This is a genomic window from Pseudomonas sp. B21-028, from assembly GCF_024749045.1.
Lineage (GTDB): Bacteria > Pseudomonadota > Gammaproteobacteria > Pseudomonadales > Pseudomonadaceae > Aquipseudomonas.
Genome location: NZ_CP087184.1, coordinates 762,094 through 788,517, shown reverse-complemented (window position 1 = coordinate 788,517; position 26,424 = coordinate 762,094). Strand labels below are relative to the sequence as shown.

The following is a 26,424-nucleotide window of genomic DNA, read 5'->3' as shown; positions in this document are numbered from 1 at the left end:
AAACCCATTGCCGTGAACATCCGTTCATTCAGCTACGCGGCTCCAGATCCAGCATCAGCCCGCTCAAGCGCTTGACCTTGCGCCGGACCGCTTCCTCGAATATCCCCGGCCGTGGCTCGATCAGGCTGAACCACTGTTTGGCCCGGGTAATGGCTGTGTACACCAGCTCTTTGGTCAATACGGGGTTCAACGCATCCGGAAGAATCAGCGCCGTATGGGTGAACTCCGAACCCTGGGATTTGTGCACCGTCATGGCATACACGGTTTCCACATCATTCAAGCGGCTGGGCAGGACGAAGCGCACACCGCCCTGTCCGTCGTTGCGAGGGAATGCCACCCGCAGGACCTGCCGGCCCGCATCCGGCCCATCACGCTCGGGCAATTTGAGGGCGATGCCGATATCGCCGTTCATCAAACCCAGACCATAGTCGTTGCGGGTCATCAAGACCGGACGGCCCTCGTACCACTGGTGATCGCTGTCGATAAGACGGGCCTTGAGCAGCGCTTCGGTCACTCTCTGGTTCAACCCTTCGACGCCCCACGGGCCTTTACGCACGGCACAGAGCAATTGGAACGCATCGAATGCAGAGAGAACCTCCCGAGCCCAATCGACCCAGCAGGCATCCTCCAGTGGACGGGACGCCGCCGGACGTCGTTGCTGCAGCAGGCTCAGGTAATGCCGATAGCCCTGGGGGCCTTCTGCCTGGCCTTCAAGCAGCAAGCGCTCCAGCGCCCCATCATGCTCACCCTTCAATGCCAGGGAGAACAAGTCGGCATGTTGCTTGGCCGCCAGCAACTGACGAGCCTTTTCGGGCTGCTGTTGGTTGACCCATCGAGCCAGTTGGCCGATACCACTGCCCTCGCCGAAGCGACGGGAGTGCCGGAGCATGACCACTTGCTGTGCCAACGGATGAGTGCCATCAAGGTCTTGCTGCAAATCACCAGCCGCCAGGTCTTCACCGCTGACCGACTCAAGCCAGGCTCGGGTTCGGGCGTTGTACCAGCCCTCCTCGGCATCCCGACACAAATCCGCCAGCACCGCACCGGCCTCCACCGAGGCCAACTGATCCTTGTCCCCGAGCAATACCAACCGCGCATGGGACGGCAACGCATCCAGGAGATTGGCCATCATCTCCAGGTCGATCATGGACGCTTCATCGATCACCAGTACGTCCAGCGGCAACCGATTCCCCCCATGGTGCCGAAAATGTCGGGTTCCCGGCCGGCTGCCCAACAACCGATGGACAGTGGTCACGTCGCAAGGAATCCGCTCGCGCACGGCCTCGGGGACATCCAGAGTCCGGACCTGCTGGCTGATGGATTCGGTCAGGCGCGCCGCCGCCTTGCCGGTCGGCGCTGCCAGGCGGATCCGCAGCGGCTTTCCGGCTTCGACCGCGGGAGCCTGAAGCAACGCCAGCAAACGCACGACGGTGGTGGTCTTGCCGGTGCCCGGACCGCCGGTGACGATACTGAAGGCACCGCGGGTCGCCAGGGCACAGGCCAGTTTCTGCCAGTCGATCGGGCCCGCGGCCGTGGCCGGCCCGAACAGCCCGTCCAGGCGTTCGCCCAGATCGACGGGGGCGGCCTCCTGTTCGGCCAGCCGTTGACGCAACGCCTCATCGATCCGCCGCTCATAGGTCCAATAGCGCCGCAGATAAAGGCGCTTACCGGACAGTACCAACGGCCGTTGCAGCGCCTCCTCTCGCACATCTGCGGCCAAGGCCACCAGGCGGCTGGAGGCCAGGGTCTTGCACCAATGGGCGCCCTCCAGGTTCCGCAATATCTGCGATGGCAACAGCATCACACCGGTTTGCGAATCCCCCTCGGGGGGCAGCGACAAGGCAAAATCCGGTTCCTTGAGCGTTTCGAACAGGTCCAGGCAGACATGCCCATGGCCCAGTTGATGACTGGCCAGCGCCGCAGCGAGCAGCACCAATGGATCGTCGTCGGGTGCCAGCTCATGCAGGAACGCGACGAAGGCTTTGTCCAGGGCGCGCAACCAGCCGCGCTCGACCCAGCGGGTCAGCAACAGCAGCAGATCGTCCGCACGGTCCAAAGGCACCAGTTCGACCAGGCTTTCGTCGTCCGACGGTTTGGGCAGCAGATCGACAAACGTCCGACTCATAGCAGTTCTCCCTGTACCCATGCCGGCTCGGCCTTGGGCTCGGGCGCTCCCTGGAAAAGGCGATCCAGTTGTTCGATCAGCGCTCGCGCAGGCTTGGTGAAGTAGACCCCTTGGCTGGCCGCACGGGTGCCACGAAGGAACAGGTACAGCGCACCGCCGACATGTCGGTCGTAGTCATAGTCGGGCAGCCGCGCCTTGAGCTGACGATGCAGCGCCAACAGGTACAGCACATATTGCAGATCGTAGCGATTGTCGAGGATCGATTGCTCCATGGCCTGAGGGGTGTAAGCCGTGTCATCGCTCCCCAGCCAGTTGGATTTATAGTCCGCCACGTAATATCGCCCTTCATGCTCGAAGGTGAGGTCGATGAAGCCCTTGAACATGCCGTTGAGCAGCACCGGCTCGGCAGCGACACGGGCCACACCGCCATGGGTGAATCGGCAAACCAGCTCATCGAGCTTGAGCACATCGACCTTATGGCTGGCGAACCAGAACTCCATCTCCACCTGGAACCGGGTCAGGTGTTCAAGCACCACCGGCGGCTGATCGTTGCCGATGCGCATAGGCATTGCTATCAAGTGCTGCAGCCAATCGTTGAGCGTCGTGATCCAGCCTGTCCAGCCTCGACGGTTGCAACGCCGGGCAATGGCGTCCTCGATGGCCGTTGGAGCGACGGCAAATCCTTCGCCGGCGACCCACTCCAGGAGGCCGTGGAGGAACGTGCCGGGGTTGGGCCCGCGAGGGAAGCGGTGAATGTCGCCTCCGATGGCGACCACTTCCCTGGGCGCATCAGGATCAAGCCGCTCATCGTCGAACAGCTTCTGGGCCTGGGGATCCTCCGGCGCCGCGTCGCTGCCCGCACTCAGGGTCTCGCCGATGCGCAAGGCGCTATACGAGGCGATCCACCAGTTTTCGCTGGCTTTGCGTACCGGCCTCAAGGGCTCGAGCAGCACCGCTTCGTTGCGCGCAGGCCGATAGCGTTCGTCGGTGGCCTGAGGCATCTCCTGGCAACTCACCGCAGTACTGCCTAGTTGCAGGTCTTCCAGCCATCGCCGCAATTGCACCGATTCGGACAGCGGCACACCGCCGCCCAACAGATACCCCAGCGCAGACAGATGCAGGATCGAGCTGCTGTTATTACCCCGCTTGAGATCGGCAACTCCCAGCCAGCAGGCATGTTGGGCGCGAGTGAGCGCCACGTAGAGCAGGCGCAAGTCCTCGGCCAGACGTTCGTCATCAGCCTTGGCGATCAGGTCGGCGGAAGGTTTCAGGCTGATCTGCGCCTTGCCGGCTTCATCGTGGTAATGCAGGGGCAACCGGCTGCCATCCACCGGCTTCGTCGAACAGATGAACGGCAGGAACACCAACGGATACTCCAGCCCCTTGGACTTGTGGATCGTCACCACCTTGACCAACTGCTCATCGCTTTCCAGGCGCAGGATCTGCTCTTCTCCAGCCTGACCGGACAAGGCCAGGTGCTCCGACAGGTGCCGGATCAGGGCCTGTTCACCGTCCAGCTCACCGGCGGCCTGTTGCAGAAGCTCGCTGAGGTGCAGCAGATTCGTCAGCACCCGCTCACCCTCATTGCGCATCATCAAGGCCTGGGGCAGTTCGAAATCATGCAGCAGGCGCCGCAACATGGGCAGCACCCCCTGGGTACGCCAGACCGTACGGTAGCCACGGAACTGCATGACCCGTGCTTCCCAGGCCAGCTCATCCTGGTTGAGTCGCTCCAGCTCCGTGAGCGGCAGATTCAACGTGATGCTCGCCAGTGCGGCCCGCAATGGTCGCTCGACATCAGGCTCGGCACAGGCCCTGAGCCAGGTCAGCAAGTCCCGTGCTTCCTGCGAGACAAAGACCGAATCCTTATCGGACAGATAGACGCTGCGTACCCCTCGCACGGACAACTCGTCCCGCACGGCCTGCGCTTCTTTACCGTCCCGCACCAGGATCGCAATGTCTGCTGGCAATAGCCCACGCAGTGCTTTTCCATCCTCGATGAAGCCGTCGCGCCCCGACTGGCCGCCGTTGAGCAGCGCCGTGATCTCACTGGCGCAGGCCGCCGCCATTTGCTGCCGATAGACCGCACTGGAGAGCGGCTTGTCCGACGGCAGGTGCCAGATGTTCAACGCAGCAAGGGGCTGACCCGCGACCTGCAAGGACTCCTTGCGGCCCTGGGCATCAACGGGCAGGAACGGCACCGGGTTCCGGTCCGGTGCTTCGCGAAACAGGAATGCCCCGCGCCCGCTCGGACGGGATTCGGCGCTCTGGAAAATGTGGTTTACAGCACCCACCATGGCGTGGCTGGAACGGAAGTTGGTTCCCAGGGTATGCAGCCTGCCGTCGGTCGCCTCACGGGCACGCAGGTAGGTATGGATATCGGCGCCACGAAAGGCGTAGATGGCCTGCTTCGGGTCACCGATCAGGAACAGCCCCGTCTCGGGGTTGTTGTCTTCGATGCGGTAGATGCTTTCGAAGATCCTGTATTGAACCGGGTCGGTGTCCTGGAACTCATCGATCAACGCGACCGGAAACTGCTCGCGTATCAGGCTCGCCAGGCGCTCTCCTCCGTCGGCCAGCAGCGCCGCATCCAGCCTCAGCAGCATGTCGTCAAAACCCATCTCAGCGCGTCGACGTTTCTCTGCCTCAAACCGTGCCCCCACCCATTGGGCCGCATGCTGCAACACCGCTGCATCCGGCGTGGGCAAGGCGTCCAGGCTGGCCTTGAGACTGGCCATGGCCTCCAGCCCGGGATGACTGGGCACATCGCCTTTCCAGGCCTCGGCCATGCCTTCGGGGGTCAATCGCGTAAATCCGGTACCGATATCCAGGAGCTCAAGACTCTCGTCATCCACCCAGGCGGAGATTTTCTGAAACCACGGCTCGAAGTAGCGTGCCTGCATCTTGCGCCCGTCGACGCTTTTGTTGGCAACGCCTTGCTGGCAGATCTCCAGCAGCTCCACCGCCCATTGCCGCCACGGCGCCTTGAGGTCGAGCAAGGCGGCACTGCGCTCCTGGAGCGATGCCAGGATGAGCTCGGCAGGCTCAAGCCCGTCAGCGTTGTCACGCTCGCTGGAAAACAGCCCCCTCACCCGCGGCAACAGGGCAGCGGGTCCTCCCCAATGGGTGCGTACCCAGTTCAATGCCTCACCCTGCATCGAGTAGCAGAACAGCCGCCAATAGTCGCGCAACACCTCGCCGAGCAATTCGCTGTGATCGGTTTCCAGGGTCTGGGTAAACAGGCTGCCGCTGTCGAAGGCGTGCTCACGCAACATCCGCTGACACCAACTGTGAATGGTCGAAACCGCAGCCTCATCCATCCATTGCGCGGCGATGTCCAGCCGATTGGCGCAACCGGGCCATTGCGCTTCGTCGAACTCGTCGCGCAATTGGGCAATCAGTGAATCGGGGGCCGGAATCTCATCACGAAAGAAGCGCGCCGCTTCGGCCAGACGCGTGCGGATACGTTCGCGCAGCTCCTTGGTGGCGGCGTCGGTAAAGGTCACGACGAGGATCTGTGGAGGAAGCAGTTCGCGACCGAACCCGGTCACCGAGCCGCCATGGCCCAGCACCAGCCGCAGGTATAACGCTGAAATGGTGAAAGTCTTGCCAGTGCCCGCACTGGCCTCAATCAATTGGCTCCCACGCAGGGGAAAAGCCAGGGCCAGAGGTGTCTGCCGACTCATGATTGCGCCTCCTCGCCAATCGCGGAACGCCATGGCGCGTCGAACAGAGGCCGATAAAGCGCATCACACCAGTCAGGAAATGTCTCGTCTGCCATGAGGGCATCGAAGTCGGCAAACTGCCGGGCCAGGGCCGGACTCTCACGTCGCTCGCCTTCAGAAGTCAGCCCATCGCCCTCGTAGGCTTTTCGGGCCGTCGCCTCGGCTTTATCCGGGTCCGTCTGACCAAGCCAGGCGAAGGCTGTTTTCACCGTGATCGGCAGTGGTTGGCGCATGCCTGACTGCCAAGCTTGCAACAGGTCACTGAGCAGTCTTCGCGCCACGGGTTCTTCAAAAGGCGCCAACAGCAAGCTGTCGTCACTGGCCACCAATGCGGTGGTCATCGACAAGCCGCTGGCGCACGCCACGAGATGATTGACCCAGGGACGTATCAGGCGATGCCACTTACGGGTCCTGACAGAGCCGATGCTGTTGGGTATGGCGGTGATGGCAAGGACCGCGCCGTCGGAGCGCTGGCGCAGGCCACTGAGCCATCCTTCGACGCTAACGTCATGCAACTGGAGACTGACAGGCACCGCGCTGGTCAACGGAGTGGGCCATAACGCCAGAAGCTGCTGATATCGCTGGAGCAGATCCGGCAGAGGCTCGATCAGTTCGCGCTGCATGCACTCACCGAAACCCGCCATGGGTAACAGGCCACTGTTCTGCAGGCGCCTGGCATGGGCCTCCAGGGCTAGATCCGGTTGGTCCAGGCGCACCAGGGCAGCTTCCAGCAAGCTGTCGCTCAGGCTATAGCGTTGAAGGGCATCGAGCACGAAGGGCTCGTCATCGGCCAACGGGGCTTCGATGGCCTCGAAGAACACCTTGAGTCGCTGGCTGAAAAAGTGGCGGACGGGGTTGCGCAGGAAGTCCTGCAATTGCCCGAGGCTCAAGGGCTCTTCCTGAACATAGGGCTCCAGTACCTGGGCGTTGCCCCCATGGTCCTGGTTGTCGTGGAGCATCCGCCATTCGCTGGCATAGCTGAACAACTCACTGCCCTGGAGGAAATAACGGGCACTGAACGGTTGCAGGGGATGTTCCTGGGTCAGCGCCTCGAGAAGATCCTTGTCATCCTCCAGTCGCCAGCCACTGGCCAGGTGATCCCGCAATTGACCGATCAACACCGATGCGGGTCGCTCGCTGTTATCGCGGATACTGCGTCCCACCCAACTGATATAGAGTTTTTCCCGGGCCGACAGCAGCGCCTCCAATAGCAGGTAACGATCATCCTCACGCCGGGAGCGATCGCCGGGACGATAGTCGCTCCCCATGAGATCGAAATCCAATGGTGGCTGGGCTCTCGGATAATCTCCGTCGTTCATCCCCAGCAGGCACACCAGATTGAAGGGGATCGCACGCATCGGCATCAGCGTGCAGAAGTTGACCGCTCCAGCGAGAAAACGCTGGGACAGTCGACCTTGGTCCAGCCCGGCCAGCCAAGCCTCGCGTACCACCGTCAGCGGCAACTCATCCTGCAGCCCAACCGACTCGCAGGTTTCCAGCCACGTTTCGCGCAGGTCTTCGAGCTGGGCCAGCAGATAGTCGTCATGTTCACTGTCCGCCTGGAAAAACAACTGCATCAAGTCACGCAGACGCGATCCCCACACCTGTGGAGACGCGGGCTCGGTGAGCGACTGATGGGCGACTTCCAGCGCATCCAGTAACGCGGCCAGTGGCCCGATCAACGCCGCGTCAAGGCCACCGATTTCGTCATAGGGTTCAATGCCTTCATAGGCGTCCGAACTGCCGACGGCATATCCCAACAGCATGCGCCGCAGACCAAACCGCCAGCTGTTCTGCTCAAGCTCGGCGGGCAACCCGAGCCCGGCGCGATGTTCGGCGTTCATGCCCCACCGAATACCCGCACCTTCGATCCAACGGTGCAGTGTCGGCAAGTCGGCTTCATCAAGGCCTAATCGCTTGCGCAGGGCCGGGACATCCAACAAGTCGAGGATTTCGCTGACGGGGAAGCGGCTATCGGGCAGCTTCAGCAAATGCTCGACGGCAATCAGCAGTGGATCACGTCCACGCTGTCCCTGGTCGGTCAGGGTGAAGGGAATGAAGCGCGGATCCGTCCTATCAAGCTGACCGAACACGGCACGGATATGCGGGGCGTAACTGTCGATGTCCGGGACCATGACGATGATGTCCCGAGGACGTAGCGTCGGGTCCGCGCTGAAATGGGCCAATAACTGGTCATGCAGGATTTCGACTTCACGCTGGGCGCTGTGGGCGACATGGAAACGGATCGATCCGTCTCGCTCCGTATCGACGGCCGGCCAGCGCTCCCGGGTTTCAGCCAGGGGGCGCAGCTCAAGAATGTCATCCTGCAACTGACCGAGAAGGGTCGTGGGATTACCATCACTGAACAGGTCGATCCGGCCATCGCGAAACACCGAGCGATAGCGACTGGGATCGTCGTAGCTGTCGAGCAGGTTGATATAGTCGCGCCCCTGCTTGCCCCATGCCGCGAGTAACGGATGAGCATGTTGATGCAGGGATTGCGGATCGAGGATGGCAGGCATGCCAGCCTTGCGTGCCTGACGCTTGTACTGGTGGCGCAGCAGGTCCTTGTCGGCCACGATGTCCGCCCAATGATGACGACAAGGGTTATGGACACATAGCAGGACCTGGCTGAACCGCGACAGACCGGCCAGCGCCTCGAGGGCTTGGGCCGGTAGCGAGGAAATACCAAACACGATCACCCGTGCAGGAAGTCCTTTCGGAGCGGTCTCCAGGCTGTTGATGCGTTCGATGTACCGTTGATGGACGCCCGCACGGCTTTGAGCCATGCCTTCTTCTCCCACATCCACCAACAAGGCTCGCCACAGCTCGGCTTGCCAGCAATTAGCGGGCGCGAGTGCCTTGATTTCGCCTCGGACATTTCTCGTCTGGTGTCGACCTTCCGCCCAGTCCTCCAGCCAGTCGGCCCGGTACACCTGATACTGGTCGAACAGATCGGCAAGGCGTTCGGACAACTGATAACGCTTGCGAAGGTCTGTGTCATGGGTGAGGAATCGACGCAGAGGCTCGAAATGAGGCTGCTCGATCAACTGCGGCAAGAGACGCATCAGTCGCCAGGTGAGGGGGGCTTTATCCAGCAGGGACTTGGCCGGAATCTCGTCGCGGCCCAGAACAGTTCGATAGAGTTGCCACATGAAACTGCCGGGCAGTTGTACATCAATGGCTGCCGCAATGCCACAGCCGCCGGTATCGTCGTCTTGCGGATCCTCAGCCAGTGCCAGCTTGAGCCATTGAGCAATACCGTTGCTCTGTACCAGTGCAATTTCATTTTCAAGCGGGGCCAGCGGATAACGTCGCATCAAGCTGATTACCAGGCTGCGCAGCTCATCGAGGCGATTGCCATGAATCACCATGAAGGCTGGGCTGAGGGACGTTGCGTCCGGCATAAAGGCATCCTTGAAAATGCAAAAAGCTAGGGCCGAACCTTAGCACTGTCGGGGGGTTGTAGCAGCCGGGAACGGTCCGCGCTTGTCGTAAGAACTTTCCTGTGGGCAAAACAAAACCCCTACCTGCGTCAGCAGATAGGGGTTTCGGAATTTAATCTTGACGATGACCTACTCTCACATGGGGAAACCCCACACTACCATCGGCGATGCATCGTTTCACTGCTGAGTTCGGGATGGGATCAGGTGGTTCCAACGCTCTATGGTCGTCAAGAAATTCGGGTACTGATTCGTGACCGGCTGGCCTCGCTTCAGCAAATTGGGTATGTGACAGCTTTCGGTGCTTTGTGAGCGTCGAACTTTCGGTTCATTTCGTCTTCACACACCGCAATCTGGTGCCCTTGCGCTTTTCAGCTCGGAGCAAGCAAATTGCTTGGGTGTTATATGGTCAAGCCTCACGGGCAATTAGTACAGGTTAGCTCAACGCCTCACAGCGCTTACACACCCTGCCTATCAACGTCGTAGTCTTCGACGGCCCTTCAGGGAGCTCAAGGCTCCAGTGAGATCTCATCTTGAGGCAAGTTTCCCGCTTAGATGCTTTCAGCGGTTATCTTTTCCGAACATAGCTACCCGGCAATGCCACTGGCGTGACAACCGGAACACCAGAGGTTCGTCCACTCCGGTCCTCTCGTACTAGGAGCAGCCCCTCTCAAATCTCAAACGTCCACGGCAGATAGGGACCGAACTGTCTCACGACGTTCTAAACCCAGCTCGCGTACCACTTTAAATGGCGAACAGCCATACCCTTGGGACCGGCTTCAGCCCCAGGATGTGATGAGCCGACATCGAGGTGCCAAACACCGCCGTCGATATGAACTCTTGGGCGGTATCAGCCTGTTATCCCCGGAGTACCTTTTATCCGTTGAGCGATGGCCCTTCCATACAGAACCACCGGATCACTAAGACCTACTTTCGTACCTGCTCGACGTGTCTGTCTCGCAGTCAAGCGCGCTTTTGCCTTTATACTCTACGACCGATTTCCGACCGGTCTGAGCGCACCTTCGTACTCCTCCGTTACTCTTTAGGAGGAGACCGCCCCAGTCAAACTACCCACCATACACTGTCCTCGATCCGGATAACGGACCTGAGTTAGAACCTCAAAGTTGCCAGGGTGGTATTTCAAGGATGGCTCCACGCAGACTGGCGTCCACGCTTCAAAGCCTCCCACCTATCCTACACAAGCAAATTCAAAGTCCAGTGCAAAGCTATAGTAAAGGTTCACGGGGTCTTTCCGTCTAGCCGCGGATACACTGCATCTTCACAGCGATTTCAATTTCACTGAGTCTCGGGTGGAGACAGCGCCGCCATCGTTACGCCATTCGTGCAGGTCGGAACTTACCCGACAAGGAATTTCGCTACCTTAGGACCGTTATAGTTACGGCCGCCGTTTACCGGGGCTTCGATCAAGAGCTTCGCGTTAGCTAACCCCATCAATTAACCTTCCGGCACCGGGCAGGCGTCACACCCTATACGTCCACTTTCGTGTTTGCAGAGTGCTGTGTTTTTAATAAACAGTCGCAGCGGCCTGGTATCTTCGACCGGCGTGGGCTTACGCAGCAAGTGCTTCACCCTCACCGGCGCACCTTCTCCCGAAGTTACGGTGCCATTTTGCCTAGTTCCTTCACCCGAGTTCTCTCAAGCGCCTTGGTATTCTCTACCCAACCACCTGTGTCGGTTTGGGGTACGGTTCCTGGTTACCTGAAGCTTAGAAGCTTTTCTTGGAAGCATGGCATCAACCACTTCGTCACCCAAAGGGTAACTCGTCATCAGCTCTCGGCCTTAGAATCCCGGATTTACCTAAGATTCCAGCCTACCACCTTAAACTTGGACAACCAACGCCAAGCTGGCCTAGCCTTCTCCGTCCCTCCATCGCAATAACCAGAAGTACAGGAATATTAACCTGTTTTCCATCGACTACGCTTTTCAGCCTCGCCTTAGGGACCGACTAACCCTGCGTCGATTAACGTTGCGCAGGAAACCTTGGTCTTTCGGCGTGGGTGTTTTTCACACCCATTGTCGTTACTCATGTCAGCATTCGCACTTCTGATACCTCCAGCAAGCTTCTCAACTCACCTTCACAGGCTTACAGAACGCTCCTCTACCGCATCACTTACGTGATACCCGTAGCTTCGGTGTATGGTTTGAGCCCCGTTACATCTTCCGCGCAGGCCGACTCGACTAGTGAGCTATTACGCTTTCTTTAAAGGGTGGCTGCTTCTAAGCCAACCTCCTAGCTGTCTAAGCCTTCCCACATCGTTTCCCACTTAACCATAACTTTGGGACCTTAGCTGACGGTCTGGGTTGTTTCCCTTTTCACGACGGACGTTAGCACCCGCCGTGTGTCTCCCATGCTCGGCACTTGTAGGTATTCGGAGTTTGCATCGGTTTGGTAAGTCGGGATGACCCCCTAGCCGAAACAGTGCTCTACCCCCTACAGTGATACATGAGGCGCTACCTAAATAGCTTTCGAGGAGAACCAGCTATCTCCGAGCTTGATTAGCCTTTCACTCCGATCCACAGGTCATCCGCTAACTTTTCAACGGTAGTCGGTTCGGTCCTCCAGTCAGTGTTACCTAACCTTCAACCTGCCCATGGATAGATCGCCCGGTTTCGGGTCTATTCCCAGCGACTAGACGCCCTATTAAGACTCGCTTTCGCTACGCCTCCCCTATTCGGTTAAGCTCGCCACTGAAAATAAGTCGCTGACCCATTATACAAAAGGTACGCAGTCACCCAACAAAGTGGGCTCCCACTGCTTGTACGCATACGGTTTCAGGATCTATTTCACTCCCCTCTCCGGGGTTCTTTTCGCCTTTCCCTCACGGTACTAGTTCACTATCGGTCAGTCAGTAGTATTTAGCCTTGGAGGATGGTCCCCCCATATTCAGACAAAGTTTCTCGTGCTCCGTCCTACTCGATTTCACTTCTAAGATCCTTTCGCGTACAGGGCTATCACCCACTATGGCCGCACTTTCCAGAGCGTTCCGCTAAAATCAAAGAAGCTTAAGGGCTAGTCCCCGTTCGCTCGCCACTACTAAGGGAATCTCGGTTGATTTCTTTTCCTCAGGGTACTTAGATGTTTCAGTTCCCCTGGTTCGCCTCTTGCACCTATGTATTCAGTGCAAGATAACCATCTTATGATGGCTGGGTTCCCCCATTCAGACATCTCCGGATCACAGTCTGTTTGCCGACTCCCCGAAGCTTTTCGCAGGCTACCACGTCTTTCATCGCCTCTGACTGCCAAGGCATCCACCGTATGCGCTTCTTCACTTGACCATATAACCCCAAGCAATCTGGTTATACTGTGAAGACGACATTCGCCGAAAATTCGATTGTGCTCAAAGAGCCACTCACAAATTTTACCTTAGCCTGATCCGTTACCAGTGAAAGTAACGTTCAGTCTATCTTTCTATCACATACCCAAATTTTTAAAGAACGATCTAATCAAAAGACTAGAAATCAACATTCAGCATCGTCTTGATGGAATGCTCATTTCTAAGCTTTAACGAGGGTCACCAATCGGTAATGGTGGAGCCAAGCGGGATCGAACCGCTGACCTCCTGCGTGCAAGGCAGGCGCTCTCCCAGCTGAGCTATGGCCCCGTATCGCTACAGGGTGCACCAGTAATTGGTGGGTCTGGGCAGATTCGAACTGCCGACCTCACCCTTATCAGGGGTGCGCTCTAACCAACTGAGCTACAGACCCAATCGTCTTCTTCAATGAATCAAGCAATTCGTGTGGGAGCTCATGAAGCAACTGCCGTCGTCGATTAAGGAGGTGATCCAGCCGCAGGTTCCCCTACGGCTACCTTGTTACGACTTCACCCCAGTCATGAATCACACCGTGGTAACCGTCCTCCCGAAGGTTAGACTAGCTACTTCTGGTGCAACCCACTCCCATGGTGTGACGGGCGGTGTGTACAAGGCCCGGGAACGTATTCACCGCGACATTCTGATTCGCGATTACTAGCGATTCCGACTTCACGCAGTCGAGTTGCAGACTGCGATCCGGACTACGATCGGTTTTGTGGGATTAGCTCCACCTCGCGGCTTGGCAACCCTCTGTACCGACCATTGTAGCACGTGTGTAGCCCAGGCCGTAAGGGCCATGATGACTTGACGTCATCCCCACCTTCCTCCGGTTTGTCACCGGCAGTCTCCTTAGAGTGCCCACCATAACGTGCTGGTAACTAAGGACAAGGGTTGCGCTCGTTACGGGACTTAACCCAACATCTCACGACACGAGCTGACGACAGCCATGCAGCACCTGTCTCAATGCTCCCGAAGGCACCAATCCATCTCTGGAAAGTTCATTGGATGTCAAGGCCTGGTAAGGTTCTTCGCGTTGCTTCGAATTAAACCACATGCTCCACCGCTTGTGCGGGCCCCCGTCAATTCATTTGAGTTTTAACCTTGCGGCCGTACTCCCCAGGCGGTCAACTTAATGCGTTAGCTGCGCCACTAAAAGCTCAAGGCTCCCAACGGCTAGTTGACATCGTTTACGGCGTGGACTACCAGGGTATCTAATCCTGTTTGCTCCCCACGCTTTCGCACCTCAGTGTCAGTATCAGTCCAGGTGGTCGCCTTCGCCACTGGTGTTCCTTCCTATATCTACGCATTTCACCGCTACACAGGAAATTCCACCACCCTCTACCATACTCTAGCTCGACAGTTTTGAATGCAGTTCCCAGGTTGAGCCCGGGGCTTTCACATCCAACTTAACGAACCACCTACGCGCGCTTTACGCCCAGTAATTCCGATTAACGCTTGCACCCTCTGTATTACCGCGGCTGCTGGCACAGAGTTAGCCGGTGCTTATTCTGTCGGTAACGTCAAAACCATCACGTATTAGGTAATGGCCCTTCCTCCCAACTTAAAGTGCTTTACAATCCGAAGACCTTCTTCACACACGCGGCATGGCTGGATCAGGCTTTCGCCCATTGTCCAATATTCCCCACTGCTGCCTCCCGTAGGAGTCTGGACCGTGTCTCAGTTCCAGTGTGACTGATCATCCTCTCAGACCAGTTACGGATCGTCGCCTTGGTGAGCCATTACCTCACCAACTAGCTAATCCGACCTAGGCTCATCTGATAGCGCAAGGCCCGAAGGTCCCCTGCTTTCTCCCGTAGGACGTATGCGGTATTAGCGTCCGTTTCCGAGCGTTATCCCCCACTACCAGGCAGATTCCTAGGCATTACTCACCCGTCCGCCGCTCTCAAGAAGTGCAAGCACCTCTCTACCGCTCGACTTGCATGTGTTAGGCCTGCCGCCAGCGTTCAATCTGAGCCATGATCAAACTCTTCAGTTCAAACATCTTTGGGTTTTGAGAAAACCCTAAACTTGGCTCAGCAATCGTTGGTTACATCTTTGATTTCTCGCGGAGTAACTTGTGATGCTGATAATCTGTTGACTAGCAGTCTGACTCCACAAGCACCCACACGAATTGCTTGATTCAGTTGTTAAAGAGCGGTGGGTTGAGCCTTTCGTCTCAACCGAGGCGCGCATTCTACAGCGCCCCGTGTATCTGTCAAGCGGTTATTTTAGAAGTTTTCAAAGTTTTGCTTTCCAAAACCTCAACAACTTCAACCACTTGCGCTTTCGATCTCTCGTTAGCGGGAGGCGAATTCTACAGCGTTGGTCGCTGCTGTCAACACCTCTTTTTCACCGCTTTCGACCGAGAAGATCGAACCGTCAAACCGAGCCAAACAACCTGCCCTGCCGACTCCTTCCGGACTTCGATGAACTGAAGTCCTGCGCTGCCAGAAAACATCTAACTCATTGAAACTCAAGGAGTTTTCCGTTTCGACTGCGCCGGAAGTGGGGCGAATTATAGAGACTCAGAATCTGCCGTCAACTATTTTCACGTTTCTGTCATATCGGTCAAAAACGGCCATAAACAAAGAGGCCGGCGCTTAAGCGCCGGCCTCTTTGTTCATCCATTACAAACTGGGAAACGCAAACTGCGAAGCTTCATGGCTGGCGCGTTGCGGCCAGCGCTGGGTAATGGCCTTGCGACGCGTATAGAAGCGCCCCCCATCCGGACCGTAGGCGTGCAGATCGCCAAACAACGAACGCTTCCAACCGCCAAAGCTGTGATAAGCCACAGGCACAGGCAGCGGTACGTTGACGCCCACCATGCCTACCTCAATTTCATCGCAGAACAACCGCGCCGCTTCGCCATCGCGGGTGAAGATGCAGGTGCCGTTGCCATACTCGTGATCGTTGATCAGCTGCATGGCTTCCTCCAGGCTGTTGACCCGGACAATGCACAGCACCGGACCAAAGATCTCTTCCTTATAGATGCGCATCTCTGGCGTCACGCGATCGAACAGGCAGCCACCCAGGAAGAAGCCGTCTTCGTGTCCCGTCACGCTCAGGCCACGGCCGTCGACTACCAGCGAAGCACCGGCCGAAACGCCGTCTTCTATATAGCCGCTGACCTTGTCGCGATGCTGACCGGTCACCAACGGCCCCATGTCCAGCCCGCAAGAAGTGCCGGCACCGATTTTCAACGCCTGGATCTGCGGCACCAGCTTGGCCACCAGCGCATCCGCTACCTGGTCGCCCACACAGACAGCCACCGAAATCGCCATGCAACGTTCGCCACACGAACCATAGGCCGCCCCCATCAACGCATTGACTGCATTGTCCAGGTCAGCATCCGGCATCAGCACCGCATGGTTCTTCGCCCCGCCCAGTGCCTGAACGCGTTTGCCGCGACGGGTGCCCTCGGCATAGATGTACTCGGCAATCGGCGTCGAACCGACAAAACTCAGCGCCTTCACCTCCGGCGCCTCGATCAGTGCATCCACGGCAACCTTGTCACCGTGTACGACACTCAACACGCCCTCGGGCAATCCGGCTTCCAGCAGCAATTGTGCAATCAGCAACGTCGAGCTCGGGTCACGCTCGGATGGCTTGAGAATGAAGCAGTTGCCGCAAACGATCGCCAGCGGATACATCCACAGTGGAACCATCGCCGGGAAGTTGAACGGGGTGATACCCGCCACTACGCCCAACGGCTGAAAATCCGACCAGGCATCGATGTTCGGTCCTACGTTGCGGCTGTATTCACCTTTCAGAACTTCCGGAGCCGCACAGGCGAATTCGACGTTTTCGATACCCCGCTTGAGTTCACCGGCGGCATCTTCCAGGGTCTTGCCGTGCTCCTCGCTGATCATCTGCGCGATACGCGACTCGTTCTGTTCCAGCAATTGCTTGAAACGAAACATCACCTGGGCACGCTTGGCCGCCGGCGTCTTGCGCCAGGCAGGGAACGCCGCGGTGGCGGCATCGATGGCCCGCTGGACAGTCGCGCGATCGGCCAGTGATACCTTATGAATCGCCTGGCCGGTGGAAGGATTGAAGACGTCCGCTGTACGCGTGCTGTCGCTCAACAGTTCGCCATTGATCAGATGCGGGATGAGGCTCATGGGGACTCCAGAATTTTTATCCACAGGCGCCCGCGACCGGACGCCTGTCGTTGAAGGTGACAGGGAAAACGTCAGTCGAGCTTGTTCAGCACTTCACCGACCGCGTCGAACAGACGATCCAGGTCCTGTGGCTTGCTGTTGAACGTTGGCCCGAACTGCAGGGTGTCGCCACCGAAGCGGACATAGAATCCGGCCTTCCACAACGCCATGCCGGCCTCGAACGGACGGACGATCGCATCGCCGTCCCGCGGAGCGATCTGGATCGCGCCGGCCAGGCCAAAGTTGCGGATGTCGATCACGTTCTTCGCGCCTTTGATCCCATGCAGGGCGTTCTCGAAATGTGGCGAGACTTCGGCCACGCTCTGCACCAGGTTTTCCTTCTGCAGCAGATCCAGCGCCGCCAGGCCCGCCGCGCATGCCACCGGGTGTGCCGAATAGGTATAGCCGTGAGGAAACTCCACCGCGTACTCAGGCGTCGGCTGGTTCATGAAGGTCTGGTAGATCTCGCTGCTGGCAATGACCGCCCCCATGGGGATCGCACCGTTGGTGACTTGCTTGGCGATGCACATCAGGTCAGGCGTCACACCGAAACTCTCTGCACCGAACATCGAACCCGTGCGGCCGAACCCGGTGATCACTTCGTCGAACACCAGCAGGATATTGTGCTGGTCGCAAATCTGCCGCAGGCGCTTGAGATAGCCCTCGGGTGGAACCAGCACACCGGCGGACCCGGCCATCGGCTCGACGAAGACGGCCGCGATGTTGGAGGCGTCGTGCAACTCGATCAGTTTCAGCAGCTCATCGGCAAGGGCAATGCCACCCTCTTTCGGCATGCCACGGGAATAGGCATTGCTCGCCAACAAGGTGTGGGGCAGGTGATCGACATCCGCCATCGCCTGGCCGAACAGTTTGCGGTTGCCGCTGACGCCGCCCAGGCTGGTACCCGCGATATTCACGCCGTGGTAGCCGCGGGCACGGCCGATCATTTTGGTCTTGGTGGCCTGGCCTTTGAGACGCCAGTAGGCGCGAACCATCTTCACCGCCGTATCGGCGCACTCGGAACCGGAGTCGGTGAAGAACACATGATTGAGATTGCCCGGCGTCAGGCTGGTGATTTTTTCCGCCAGTTGGAACGACAGCGGATGACCATATTGGAACCCCGGTGAGTAGTCGAGGGTACCCAATTGTTTAGCGACCGCGTCCTGGATTTCCTTGCGGGTGTGCCCGGCGCCGCAGGTCCACAGACCCGACAGCGAGTCATACACCTTGCGCCCGTGCTCATCGATCAGCCAACTGCCTTCGGCACCGACGATCAGGCGCGGGTCGCGCTGGAAGTTGCGGTTGGCGGTGTAAGGCATCCAGTGAGCATCAAGCTTGAGCTGACTGGCCAAAGAACTGGTCGCGTGTTCGGGCATGTTCATTGACAAAACCTCGCAAGATTTGAACGGTATCGGGGCAAACGCCTGGTTGCGACTAAGTTGCCACGACGATAAAGTCGGTGAAATCCAACTTTTCTAACCTTCAGTCAGTGGATTACTAAACTATGAGCGTTCGCCGCCCCGATCCGCTGGCGCAGGTCAGTGACTTTGATATTCGTCTGCTGCGTATCTTCCGTAGCGTAGTGGAATGCGGGGGATTTTCCGCGGCGGAAACGGTGCTGGGTATCGGCCGCTCGGCCATCAGCCAGCAGATGAGCGATCTTGAACAGCGCCTGGGCCTGCGCCTGTGTCAACGCGGGCGCGCGGGATTCTCACTGACGGAAGAAGGTCGCGAGGTCTATCAGTCGGCCCTGCAACTACTTAGTGCGCTGGAAAGCTTTCGCACCGAGGTCAATGGCCTGCATCAACACTTGCGTGGCGAACTGAACATCGGCCTGACCGACAACCTCGTCACCCTCCCCCATATGCGCATCACCCACGCGCTGGCGCAATTGAAGGAACGCGGGCCCGACGTACAAATCCAGATTCGCATGATCGCCCCCAACGAAGTCGAGCAAGGTGTTCTCGACGGGCGCCTGCACGTCGGCGTAGTCCCTCAGGCCAGCGCCCTTTCCGGGCTGGAGTACCAGCCGCTCTATAGCGAACGTTCATTGTTGTATTGCGCGGTCGGGCACCCACTGTTTTATGTGGACGACTTGCAACTCGATGAAGTCCGCCTCAACAGCCAGGACGCCATCGCCCCTACCTTTCGCCTGCCAGTCGACATCCAGGCCCATTACCAAGCGCTCAATTGCACCGCCAGTGCATCGGACCGCGAAGGCATGGCGTTCCTGATTCTCACCGGTCGCTACATCGGCTACCTGCCGGATCACTACGCCAACGTCTGGGTCCAGCAAGGCCGGTTACGTGCCCTGAAACCCACGACGCGGTTCTATGACCTGAGCCTGGCCTCGGTGACGCGCAAGGGGCGCCGTCCTCATCTGGTGCTGGAGAGTTTCCTCGAGAGCCTGGCGGCAACCCGCTAATGCGTTCGCCTTTTGTGGCAACAGTACTTGTCGGATCGGTGCCGGTGCGCTATCAACGCATTTGCCTGCCCACAGACCCAGCCCGGAAACGTCCATGACCTTTGAAGTCCCAGCCCACGGTGGCAAGCCCACCGGCCGCATTCGTCAGAAGAACGAAGAGACCATCCTCAAGGCTGCTGAAGATGAATTCGCCCGTCACGGATTCAAAGGCACCAGCATGAATACCATCGCGCTGAATGCCGGATTGCCCAAGGCGAACCTGCATTATTACTTCAGCAACAAACTCGGGCTGTACGTGGCAGTGCTGAGCAACATCATCGAGTTGTGGGACAGCACCTTCAATACCCTCACCGCCGAGGATGACCCGGCCGAGGCGTTGACGCGCTACATTCGCGCCAAGATGGAATTTTCCCGTCGCCAACCCCAGGCGTCGCGGATCTTCGCCATGGAAGTGATCAGCGGCGGCGAGTGCCTGACCGAATACTTCAACCAGGACTACCGCGCCTGGTTCAAGGGCCGCGCGGCGGTGTTCCAGGCGTGGATCGATGCCGGCAAGATGGACCCGATCGACCCGGTGCATCTGATTTTCCTGCTATGGGGCAGCACCCAACACTACGCCGACTTCGCCACCCAGATCTGCCGCGTGACCGGCCGCAGCAAGTTGAGCAAGCAAGACATGACCGACGCTGGTGACAACCTGATCCGCATCATTCTCAAAGGCTGCGGCCTGACACCCACCCTTTAAGACACTCATGCCCTTTACTCTCGTAGGCTTTTGCGAATACCGCGAAGAAATTCGCAAAAGCCGCTTCATCACCTTCGCGGCCCCCATCACCAGCCCCGCCGATGCCCAGGCCTTTATCGAGCAATACAGCGACCTGAACGCCACACACAACTGCTGGGCCTGGAAGCTGGGCGATCAATACCGCAGCAACGACGATGGCGAACCGGGGGGTACTGCCGGGCGCCCGATCCTGGCGGCTATCGAAGCCCAGGCTTGTGACCAGGTGGTGGTGCTGGTGATCCGCTGGTATGGCGGGATTCAGTTGGGTACCGGTGGGCTGGCCCGGGCTTATGGCGGTGGCGCGAACAAGTGTCTGCAAAACGCCGAAAAGCTTGAACTGATCAGCCGTGTGCCGCTGCACTGCACCTGCGGGTTCGCGGAACTGGCCTTGGTAAAACTGCGGGTGGCCGAATGCGGTGGCCTGATCCATACGGAAGGGTTTACCGCCAACGGCGTTGAATTGCAGCTGGCGGTGGGTGAAGGCCAGATCGACACGCTGCAAAAGCAACTGGCCGACTTGAGTCGCGGACGGATTCTGCTGGAGCGTTCAGCCTGACTTGCCCACATCTGCTGTGTGCCTGCTTGTGGATAACCTGAGCACATCCGCCTGTAACCCTTCTGTCATGCGGGTTTGCGAGGGTTGCTCATTTTTCATCCAAATCTTTACCCACGCCTTAAATAAGTCAGCAAAACAAACGCTTGCAGCGAGTTATCACCTTTGGGAGAAAGCCGTGCGGTGCTTATGCCCGAGTTTCCAGCTTGCGCACAATAACTGTGGAGCAAGCTGTGGATAACCCGTTCATGGCTCACGCGACCCCAAGAAGGACATGGCTCCCAAGCGCTTGTTCATTTTTTAACCATTCGTTAACGAGTGATCACGCCTCCAGCTGGAACCCGTGTTCTCGTCACGCACGGGTAACAGCTGAACAACACCCCACACCAGCTCGAAAAACACAAATATCCACACCAACGCGCTGGCGCCGTGCAGCAGCGCGTAGAACATCCAGGCCGCAAACAGCAACCGTCCCGCCGCGTCATACCGTCCGTACAGTGGTCGCGGATCTCGAATCCGCAGCACCGACCATACGCAAACGATCGAGCCCAGCAGATTGGCCATCAACAGGTGCATAGGCGCAAACGGCGGCAGCTCGCCAGGCAGGTCGAGCATTTGGGTCACGCCCAGCAACCAGCCGTGCAGGGCGGCGAAACTCCATGGCGTGGCAAATGCCGCAGTGACGATCAGGTCGTACCAGGCGCCACCGAGCACCACGCGACGAAATTGCAGTGAAGTCCACATAGGCATTGCTCCGGATAATCAAGGAGCAAAGAGCCTAAAGCCTGGGGTATGCTCCAGGGTCAAGCTTTCCTGGAGATTGCCATGCGAATCGGTGAACTGGCCCAGGCCTGTGCCGTCAGTCGTGACACGCTGCGCTTCTATGAGCAGCGCGGGCTGATTGCGGCGGGACGCAGCGCCAACGGGTATCGCGACTACCCCGCCGACATGGTGCAACTGGTGCTCTATATCAAGACAGCCCAACGCCTGGGCTTTACCCTTGGCGAGATTGGCAGCAGCGTCGCCACTGTGCGGCAGGCACCCGACCCGGACCTCGCCGTGGCTCATCTGCTGCAGAACAAACTGAACCTGATCGAAACCCGCATGACCGAACTCGACGCGTTGCGTCATGAGCTGAAACAACGGCTCGGACAACGTTGTCCATTAAATCCGTGACCATTTCTTTCAAGGATGCCTTCCATGAATTCGGCAAAAAACGCATTGATCATCGGCGCCTCCCGGGGCTTGGGCCTTGGCCTGGTGAAGACCTTGCTGAGCGATGGCTGGAACGTGATCGCCACCGTGCGCAACCTGCAGAATGCAGAGGCATTGAAGGCGCTGGGCCCGGTACGGATCGAGAAACTCGACATGGACGACCAGCAAGCCGTCATTGCCTTGAGCCAACAGCTCAAGGGCGAGACCTTCGACCTGCTGTTCGTCAACGCCGGCGTCAAAGGTCCCGATAACCAGGGCCCCGACGGTGCGACCCTGGCCGAGGTCGGCCAGTTGTTCTTCACCAACGCGGTGGCGCCGATCAACCTGGCCCAGCGTTTCGTCGGGCAGATCCGCGACGGCAGCGGCGTGCTGGCGTTCATGAGTTCGGTGCTGGGCAGCGTGACCATGCCCGACGCCCCGGAACTGGCGCTGTACAAGGCAAGCAAGGCGGCCCTCAACTCCATGACCAACAGTTTCGTCACCCAACTGGGCGAACAGACATTGACCGTCCTGTCGCTGCACCCAGGTTGGGTGAAGACGGACATGGGCGGTGAAGGAGCGGACATTGACGTCGAAACCAGTACCCGCGGCTTGATCGACCAGGTCAATGCCTTTGCCGGCCGGGGTGGGCATCACTTCGTCAACTACAAGGGTGAGACGATTCCCTGGTAAACACCTCATATTCCCTGTGGGAGCGGGCTTGCTCGCGAAGGCGCTGTTTCAGTCGACATTGATGGTGAATGACATTCCGCTTTCGCGAGCAAGCCCGCTCCCACAGGGGGGCGATGCTGAGCACTGGATATGCACACCGCAACCTGAGTAAACTCCGAACCTCGCCCGTTGCGGCGACCCTGGATCAGCAGACAGGGCATCACTGAGCTGGCTAACCTGAACCCACTTTCAGAGGAGCCGGCCACCATGCCTGCGACCCGTACCTGGTTAAAAAACCCTCTCGCCATTTTCACTGCCAACGGCCTCGATGCCCGTGGCGGTCTGGTCCTGCAGGACGGCGTAATCGTCGAACTGCTGAGTGTCGGCCAACACCCCACCCAACCCTGTGACCAGGTCTTCGATGCCCGTGAGCATGTGATTCTTCCGGGATTGATCAACACCCATCATCACTTCTACCAGACCCTGACCCGTGCCTGGGCACCGGTGGTGAACCAGCCGCTGTTCCCCTGGCTGAAAACCCTCTACCCGGTGTGGGCGCGGCTGACGCCGGAAAAACTCGCCCTGGCGACCAAGGTGGCCTTGGCCGAACTGCTCTTGTCTGGCTGCACCACGGCGGCCGATCACCATTATCTGTTTCCCGAAGGTCTGGAAAACGCTATCGATGTCCAGGTGCAAAGTGTGCGTGAACTGGGCATGCGAGCGATGTTGACCCGCGGTTCCATGAGCCTGGGCGAAGCCGACGGTGGCCTGCCGCCGCAGCAGACCGTGCAGCAAGGCCAGGTGATTCTCGACGACAGCCAGCGGCTGATCGACCGCTACCACGAACGGGGCGACGGTGCGCAGATCCAGATTGCCCTGGCGCCCTGCTCACCGTTCTCGGTCACCCCCGAAATCATGCAAGCCAGCGCCACCCTGGCGGATCAACTGGATGTCCGCTTGCACACACACTTGGCCGAAACCCTCGACGAAGAAGACTTCTGCCTGCAACGCTTCGGCCTGCGTACCGTGGATTATCTGGACAGCGTCGGCTGGCTCGGTCCGCGTACCTGGCTGGCTCACGGCATTCACTTCAATCCCGAGGAGATCGCCCGGCTCGGCGCCGCCGGCACCGGTATCTGCCACTGCCCAAGCTCCAACATGCGCCTGGCCTCGGGCATTTGCCCCACCCTCGAACTGACCGCCGCCGGCGCCCCGCTCGGCCTCGGCGTGGACGGCTCGGCCTCCAACGATGCCTCGAACATGATCCTCGAAACCCGCCAGGCGTTGTACATCCAACGCCTGCGCTATGGCGCGCAAGCGATCACACCGGAGCGGGTACTCGGTTGGGCAACCCAGGGCTCGGCAAAATTGCTCGGGCGCAGCGACATCGGCGAGTTGGCAGTGGGCAAGCAGGCTGATCTGGCGTTGTTCAAGCTCGACGAACTGCGCTTCTCCGGCAGCCACGATCCGGTTTCAGCGCTGTTGCTGTGCGGCGCGGATCGAGCGGATCGGGTGATGGTCGGCGGGCAATGGCGAGTGATCGACGGTCAGGTCGAAGGTTTGGACTTGAAAGGCTTGATCGCCGATCACAGCCAGGCGGCGCGGGAATTGATCGCGGGCGTCTGATCGAATGCTATCGCGGGCAAGCCTTGCTCCCACAGGTATCAGGACACATCTGTGGGAGCAAGGCTTGCCCGCGATGCTTTTCTAAAGGCCGAGCAGCGACAGCATGATAAACGTCGCAAACAGCACGAAGTGGGTCATGCCTTCAATGGCATTGGTCTCGCCGTCGTTGAGATTGATCGCGCTGACGATCAGGGTGATGAAGATCATCACCGTCTGCACCGGCGTCATTGCCATCTGGAAAGGCTGGCCGGTGTAAAGCGCCATGGCTTCCATCACCGGCACCGTCAGGATCACCGTCGACAGCGACGCCCCCAGCGCGATGTTCACCACCGACTGCATGCGGTTGGCGAGGGCGGCGCGCAGGGCGGTGAGAATCTCTGGAGCCGCGGAAATGGCCGCCACCAGAATGGCCGTGACCACCGGCGGCGCTCCCGATCCTTCCAGTCCCAGGTCGATGGCCTTGGACATGACCTCGGCCAACGCACCGATCACCACCACCCCAAACACCAGCGCGCCGATGGAAAACGCCAGGCTGATGGGCTTCGGCTCGGTTTCCACCGGCTCCTTGCGGCGACGTTTTTCCGGGTAGCTGTAGCTGAAAAAGTAGCTGTGTGGCCCCACCTGCATGCGCAGGAACAGCGTATACAGGACGAGCATGGCGCCGATGGTGAACGCCGAATAGAGCTTCCAGTTCTCCTGGGGAATGAACTCCGGCACCACCATCGACACACCCATGGCGGTGAGAATCATCACGCTGTAGCTGCGCGCAGAGTCATCGTTGTAGACCTGTTCGCCGTGCTTGAGACCGCCCATCAGCGCCGCGAGTCCGAGAATGCCGTTGATGTCGAGCATCACCGCCGAATAGATCGTATCGCGCACCAGGGTCGGCGACGCTTCGTTGCTCATCATGATCGCCAGGATCACCACCTCGACCAACACGGCCGACAGGGTCAGGATCATGGTGCCGTAAGGATCGCCAACCTTTTCCGCCAGCAACTCGGCGTGGTGGGCCACACGCATCGAGGCCGCGACGATAAAGCCGATCAGTATCAGACCGCCAACCAGCGCCACCGCCTGCCCACTGCCCAACAGCCAGTGCTCCAGCGGGTAGGCGACAACGGCGGCGATCAGAGCCAGCACCAGCAGCTTTTCTTGCTTGATCAAGGTGAACATCACAGGCCTATCACCGTGCACGGGGTATGACCTACTAGACTGTGGAGGGCCGTGAACGTTTCGTCCGGTGTGACACTCCCTGATGGATCCGCACAGGGCTCATCGCAGGCAAGCCGTGCCTGCATAGTGGATCGGCCGGTCAGGTTTTTCCAGACATTGCGGCCAGCCTCTGTAGAATGCCCACCATCGATTCACTGATGAGATAAGAACATGTACGACTGGCTGAACGCTCTGCCCAAGGCTGAACTGCACCTGCACCTGGAGGGTTCGCTGGAGCCCGAACTGCTGTTTGCCCTGGCCGAGCGCAACAAGATCGCCCTGCCGTGGAGCGACGTCGACACTTTGCGCAAGGCCTACGCCTTCAACAATCTGCAGGAATTCCTCGACCTGTATTACCAGGGCGCCGACGTGTTGCGCACCTCCCAGGACTTCTACGACCTGACCTGGGCCTACCTGTTGCGTTGCAAGGCGCAGAACGTGATTCACACCGAACCGTTCTTCGACCCGCAGACCCACACCGACCGTGGCATTCCCTTCGAAGTGGTCCTCAACGGCATCGCCGCCGCCCTCAAGGACGGTGAACAGCAACTGGGTATCACCAGCGGTCTGATCCTGAGTTTCCTGCGTCACCTGAGCGAAGAACAGGCCGAGAAAACCCTCGACCAGGCGCTGCCGTTCCGCGATGCCTTTGTCGCCGTCGGCCTGGACAGTTCGGAAATGGGCCATCCGCCCAGCAAGTTCCAACGGGTATTCGACCGGGCCCGCAACGAAGGCTTCCTGACCGTCGCCCACGCGGGCGAAGAAGGTCCACCCGAATACATCTGGGAAGCCCTGGACCTGCTTAAGATCCAGCGCATCGACCATGGTGTCCGGGCCATCGAAGACGAGCGGCTGATGCAGCGGATCATCGACGAGCAGATTCCGCTGACGGTATGCCCGTTGTCCAACACCAAGCTCTGCGTGTTCGACGACATGTCGCAGCACAACATCCTCGACATGCTCGAACGCGGCGTGAAGGTGACAGTGAACTCCGATGACCCGGCGTACTTCGGCGGCTACGTCACCGAAAACTTCCACGCCCTGCACACCCACTTGGGCATGACCCAGGACCAGGCCAAGCGCCTGGCCCAGAACAGCCTGGATGCGCGGTTGGTGAAGCCTTAGCTTTCATCAACTGTCCCCTGTGGGAGCGAGCCTGCTCGCGATAGCGGT

At 59.0% G+C, this 26,424-nt stretch carries 14 protein-coding genes, 2 tRNA genes and 3 rRNA genes; 7 read left to right on the top strand and 12 right to left on the bottom strand.

The window, feature by feature from the left end; all coding sequences use genetic code 11:
- Window positions 1-28 precede the first annotated feature (28 nt).
- From recD to LOY35_RS03395, 10 genes are all read right to left on the bottom strand, one after another.
- Complete coding sequence (recD, locus tag LOY35_RS03440; protein WP_258630674.1) at window positions 29-2,125, bottom strand: exodeoxyribonuclease V subunit alpha; 2,097 nt, start codon at window positions 2,123-2,125, stop codon at window positions 29-31.
- Entirely contained in the window at window positions 2,122-5,811 is a 3,690-nt protein-coding gene (recB, locus tag LOY35_RS03435) for an exodeoxyribonuclease V subunit beta (RefSeq protein ID WP_258630672.1), read from the bottom strand. Before recB ends, recD begins: the two co-directional genes overlap by 4 nt.
- Window positions 5,808-9,257, bottom strand: a complete 3,450-nt coding sequence (recC, locus tag LOY35_RS03430) for an exodeoxyribonuclease V subunit gamma (protein WP_258630670.1) — start codon at window positions 9,255-9,257, stop codon at window positions 5,808-5,810. Before recC ends, recB begins: the two co-directional genes overlap by 4 nt.
- 155 nt (window positions 9,258-9,412) lie before the next feature.
- Window positions 9,413-9,528, bottom strand: a 5S ribosomal RNA gene (rrf, locus tag LOY35_RS03425).
- 170 nt (window positions 9,529-9,698) lie between these two features.
- Window positions 9,699-12,590: ribosomal RNA gene (locus LOY35_RS03420) — 23S ribosomal RNA — on the bottom strand.
- A gap of 250 nt (window positions 12,591-12,840) precedes the next feature.
- A tRNA-Ala gene (locus LOY35_RS03415) sits at window positions 12,841-12,916 on the bottom strand.
- Between the two features lie 26 nt (window positions 12,917-12,942).
- A tRNA-Ile gene (locus tag LOY35_RS03410) sits at window positions 12,943-13,019 on the bottom strand.
- 65 nt (window positions 13,020-13,084) lie between these two features.
- Window positions 13,085-14,621: ribosomal RNA gene (locus tag LOY35_RS03405) — 16S ribosomal RNA — on the bottom strand.
- The 16S, 23S and 5S rRNA genes sit together here with 2 tRNA genes alongside, the layout of an rRNA operon.
- A 631-nt stretch (window positions 14,622-15,252) precedes the next feature.
- Window positions 15,253-16,746: a CoA-acylating methylmalonate-semialdehyde dehydrogenase gene (locus LOY35_RS03400; protein WP_258630668.1), complete on the bottom strand. Its 1,494-nt coding sequence runs from the start codon at window positions 16,744-16,746 to the stop codon at window positions 15,253-15,255.
- Between the two features lie 71 nt (window positions 16,747-16,817).
- Window positions 16,818-18,167, bottom strand: a complete 1,350-nt coding sequence (locus tag LOY35_RS03395) for an aspartate aminotransferase family protein (RefSeq protein ID WP_258630666.1) — start codon at window positions 18,165-18,167, stop codon at window positions 16,818-16,820.
- 122 nt (window positions 18,168-18,289) lie between these two features.
- Between LOY35_RS03395 and LOY35_RS03390 the strand changes: the two genes are divergently transcribed.
- The 3 genes from LOY35_RS03390 (at window position 18,290) to LOY35_RS03380 (ending at window position 20,550) form a co-directional block, all read left to right on the top strand.
- Window positions 18,290-19,210, top strand: coding sequence for a LysR family transcriptional regulator (locus LOY35_RS03390; protein WP_258630665.1), 921 nt, complete (start codon window positions 18,290-18,292; stop codon window positions 19,208-19,210).
- A 94-nt stretch (window positions 19,211-19,304) separates the two neighbouring features.
- Window positions 19,305-19,955, top strand: coding sequence for a TetR/AcrR family transcriptional regulator (locus tag LOY35_RS03385; protein WP_258630663.1), 651 nt, complete (start codon window positions 19,305-19,307; stop codon window positions 19,953-19,955).
- 7 nt (window positions 19,956-19,962) lie between these two features.
- Entirely contained in the window at window positions 19,963-20,550 is a 588-nt protein-coding gene (locus LOY35_RS03380) for a YigZ family protein (RefSeq protein WP_258630661.1), read from the top strand.
- Between the two features lie 297 nt (window positions 20,551-20,847).
- On the opposite strand, the gene LOY35_RS03375 is transcribed toward LOY35_RS03380, so the two are convergent.
- Entirely contained in the window at window positions 20,848-21,291 is a 444-nt protein-coding gene (locus tag LOY35_RS03375) for a hypothetical protein (protein ID WP_258630659.1), read from the bottom strand.
- A gap of 81 nt (window positions 21,292-21,372) precedes the next feature.
- On the opposite strand from LOY35_RS03375, the gene LOY35_RS03370 reads away from it, so the two are divergent.
- The 3 genes from LOY35_RS03370 to LOY35_RS03360 all read left to right on the top strand — a co-directional run bounded on the left by LOY35_RS03370 (window position 21,373) and on the right by LOY35_RS03360 (window position 24,039).
- On the top strand, window positions 21,373-21,723 hold the full coding sequence (locus LOY35_RS03370) for a MerR family transcriptional regulator (RefSeq protein ID WP_258630658.1): 351 nt from the start codon (window positions 21,373-21,375) through the stop codon (window positions 21,721-21,723).
- Between the two features lie 24 nt (window positions 21,724-21,747).
- Window positions 21,748-22,434, top strand: a complete 687-nt coding sequence (locus LOY35_RS03365) for an SDR family oxidoreductase (protein WP_258630656.1) — start codon at window positions 21,748-21,750, stop codon at window positions 22,432-22,434.
- 246 nt (window positions 22,435-22,680) lie between these two features.
- Window positions 22,681-24,039, top strand: coding sequence for an 8-oxoguanine deaminase (locus LOY35_RS03360; RefSeq protein WP_258630654.1), 1,359 nt, complete (start codon window positions 22,681-22,683; stop codon window positions 24,037-24,039).
- 81 nt (window positions 24,040-24,120) lie between these two features.
- Here the strand turns inward: LOY35_RS03360 and LOY35_RS03355 are convergent, their stop codons facing one another.
- The gene (locus tag LOY35_RS03355) at window positions 24,121-25,212 is read right to left on the bottom strand and encodes a calcium:proton antiporter (RefSeq protein ID WP_258630653.1); all 1,092 of its coding nucleotides are present in this window, start codon (window positions 25,210-25,212) and stop codon (window positions 24,121-24,123) included.
- Between the two features lie 210 nt (window positions 25,213-25,422).
- Between LOY35_RS03355 and LOY35_RS03350 the strand changes: the two genes are divergently transcribed.
- Complete coding sequence (locus LOY35_RS03350; protein ID WP_041022552.1) at window positions 25,423-26,376, top strand: adenosine deaminase; 954 nt, start codon at window positions 25,423-25,425, stop codon at window positions 26,374-26,376.
- Window positions 26,377-26,424 lie beyond the last annotated feature (48 nt).

Bases quoted from the DNA above. Each gene is read 5' to 3' on its own strand.
- LOY35_RS03380 (WP_258630661.1), top strand. From the start codon at position 19,963: ATGCCCTTTACTCTCGTAGGCTTTTGCGAATACCGCGAAGAAATTCGC.
- LOY35_RS03390 (WP_258630665.1), top strand. From the start codon at position 18,290: ATGAGCGTTCGCCGCCCCGATCCGCTGGCGCAGGTCAGTGACTTTGAT.
- LOY35_RS03395 (WP_258630666.1), bottom strand. From the start codon at position 18,167: ATGAACATGCCCGAACACGCGACCAGTTCTTTGGCCAGTCAGCTCAAG.
- LOY35_RS03365 (WP_258630656.1), top strand. From the start codon at position 21,748: ATGAATTCGGCAAAAAACGCATTGATCATCGGCGCCTCCCGGGGCTTG.
- recB (WP_258630672.1), bottom strand. From the start codon at position 5,811: ATGAGTCGGCAGACACCTCTGGCCCTGGCTTTTCCCCTGCGTGGGAGC.
- LOY35_RS03375 (WP_258630659.1), bottom strand. From the start codon at position 21,291: ATGTGGACTTCACTGCAATTTCGTCGCGTGGTGCTCGGTGGCGCCTGG.
- LOY35_RS03355 (WP_258630653.1), bottom strand. From the start codon at position 25,212: ATGTTCACCTTGATCAAGCAAGAAAAGCTGCTGGTGCTGGCTCTGATC.
- LOY35_RS03385 (WP_258630663.1), top strand. From the start codon at position 19,305: ATGACCTTTGAAGTCCCAGCCCACGGTGGCAAGCCCACCGGCCGCATT.
- recC (WP_258630670.1), bottom strand. From the start codon at position 9,257: ATGCCGGACGCAACGTCCCTCAGCCCAGCCTTCATGGTGATTCATGGC.
- LOY35_RS03350 (WP_041022552.1), top strand. From the start codon at position 25,423: ATGTACGACTGGCTGAACGCTCTGCCCAAGGCTGAACTGCACCTGCAC.
- recD (WP_258630674.1), bottom strand. From the start codon at position 2,125: ATGAGTCGGACGTTTGTCGATCTGCTGCCCAAACCGTCGGACGACGAA.
- LOY35_RS03360 (WP_258630654.1), top strand. From the start codon at position 22,681: ATGCCTGCGACCCGTACCTGGTTAAAAAACCCTCTCGCCATTTTCACT.
- LOY35_RS03400 (WP_258630668.1), bottom strand. From the start codon at position 16,746: ATGAGCCTCATCCCGCATCTGATCAATGGCGAACTGTTGAGCGACAGC.
- LOY35_RS03370 (WP_258630658.1), top strand. From the start codon at position 21,373: ATGCGAATCGGTGAACTGGCCCAGGCCTGTGCCGTCAGTCGTGACACG.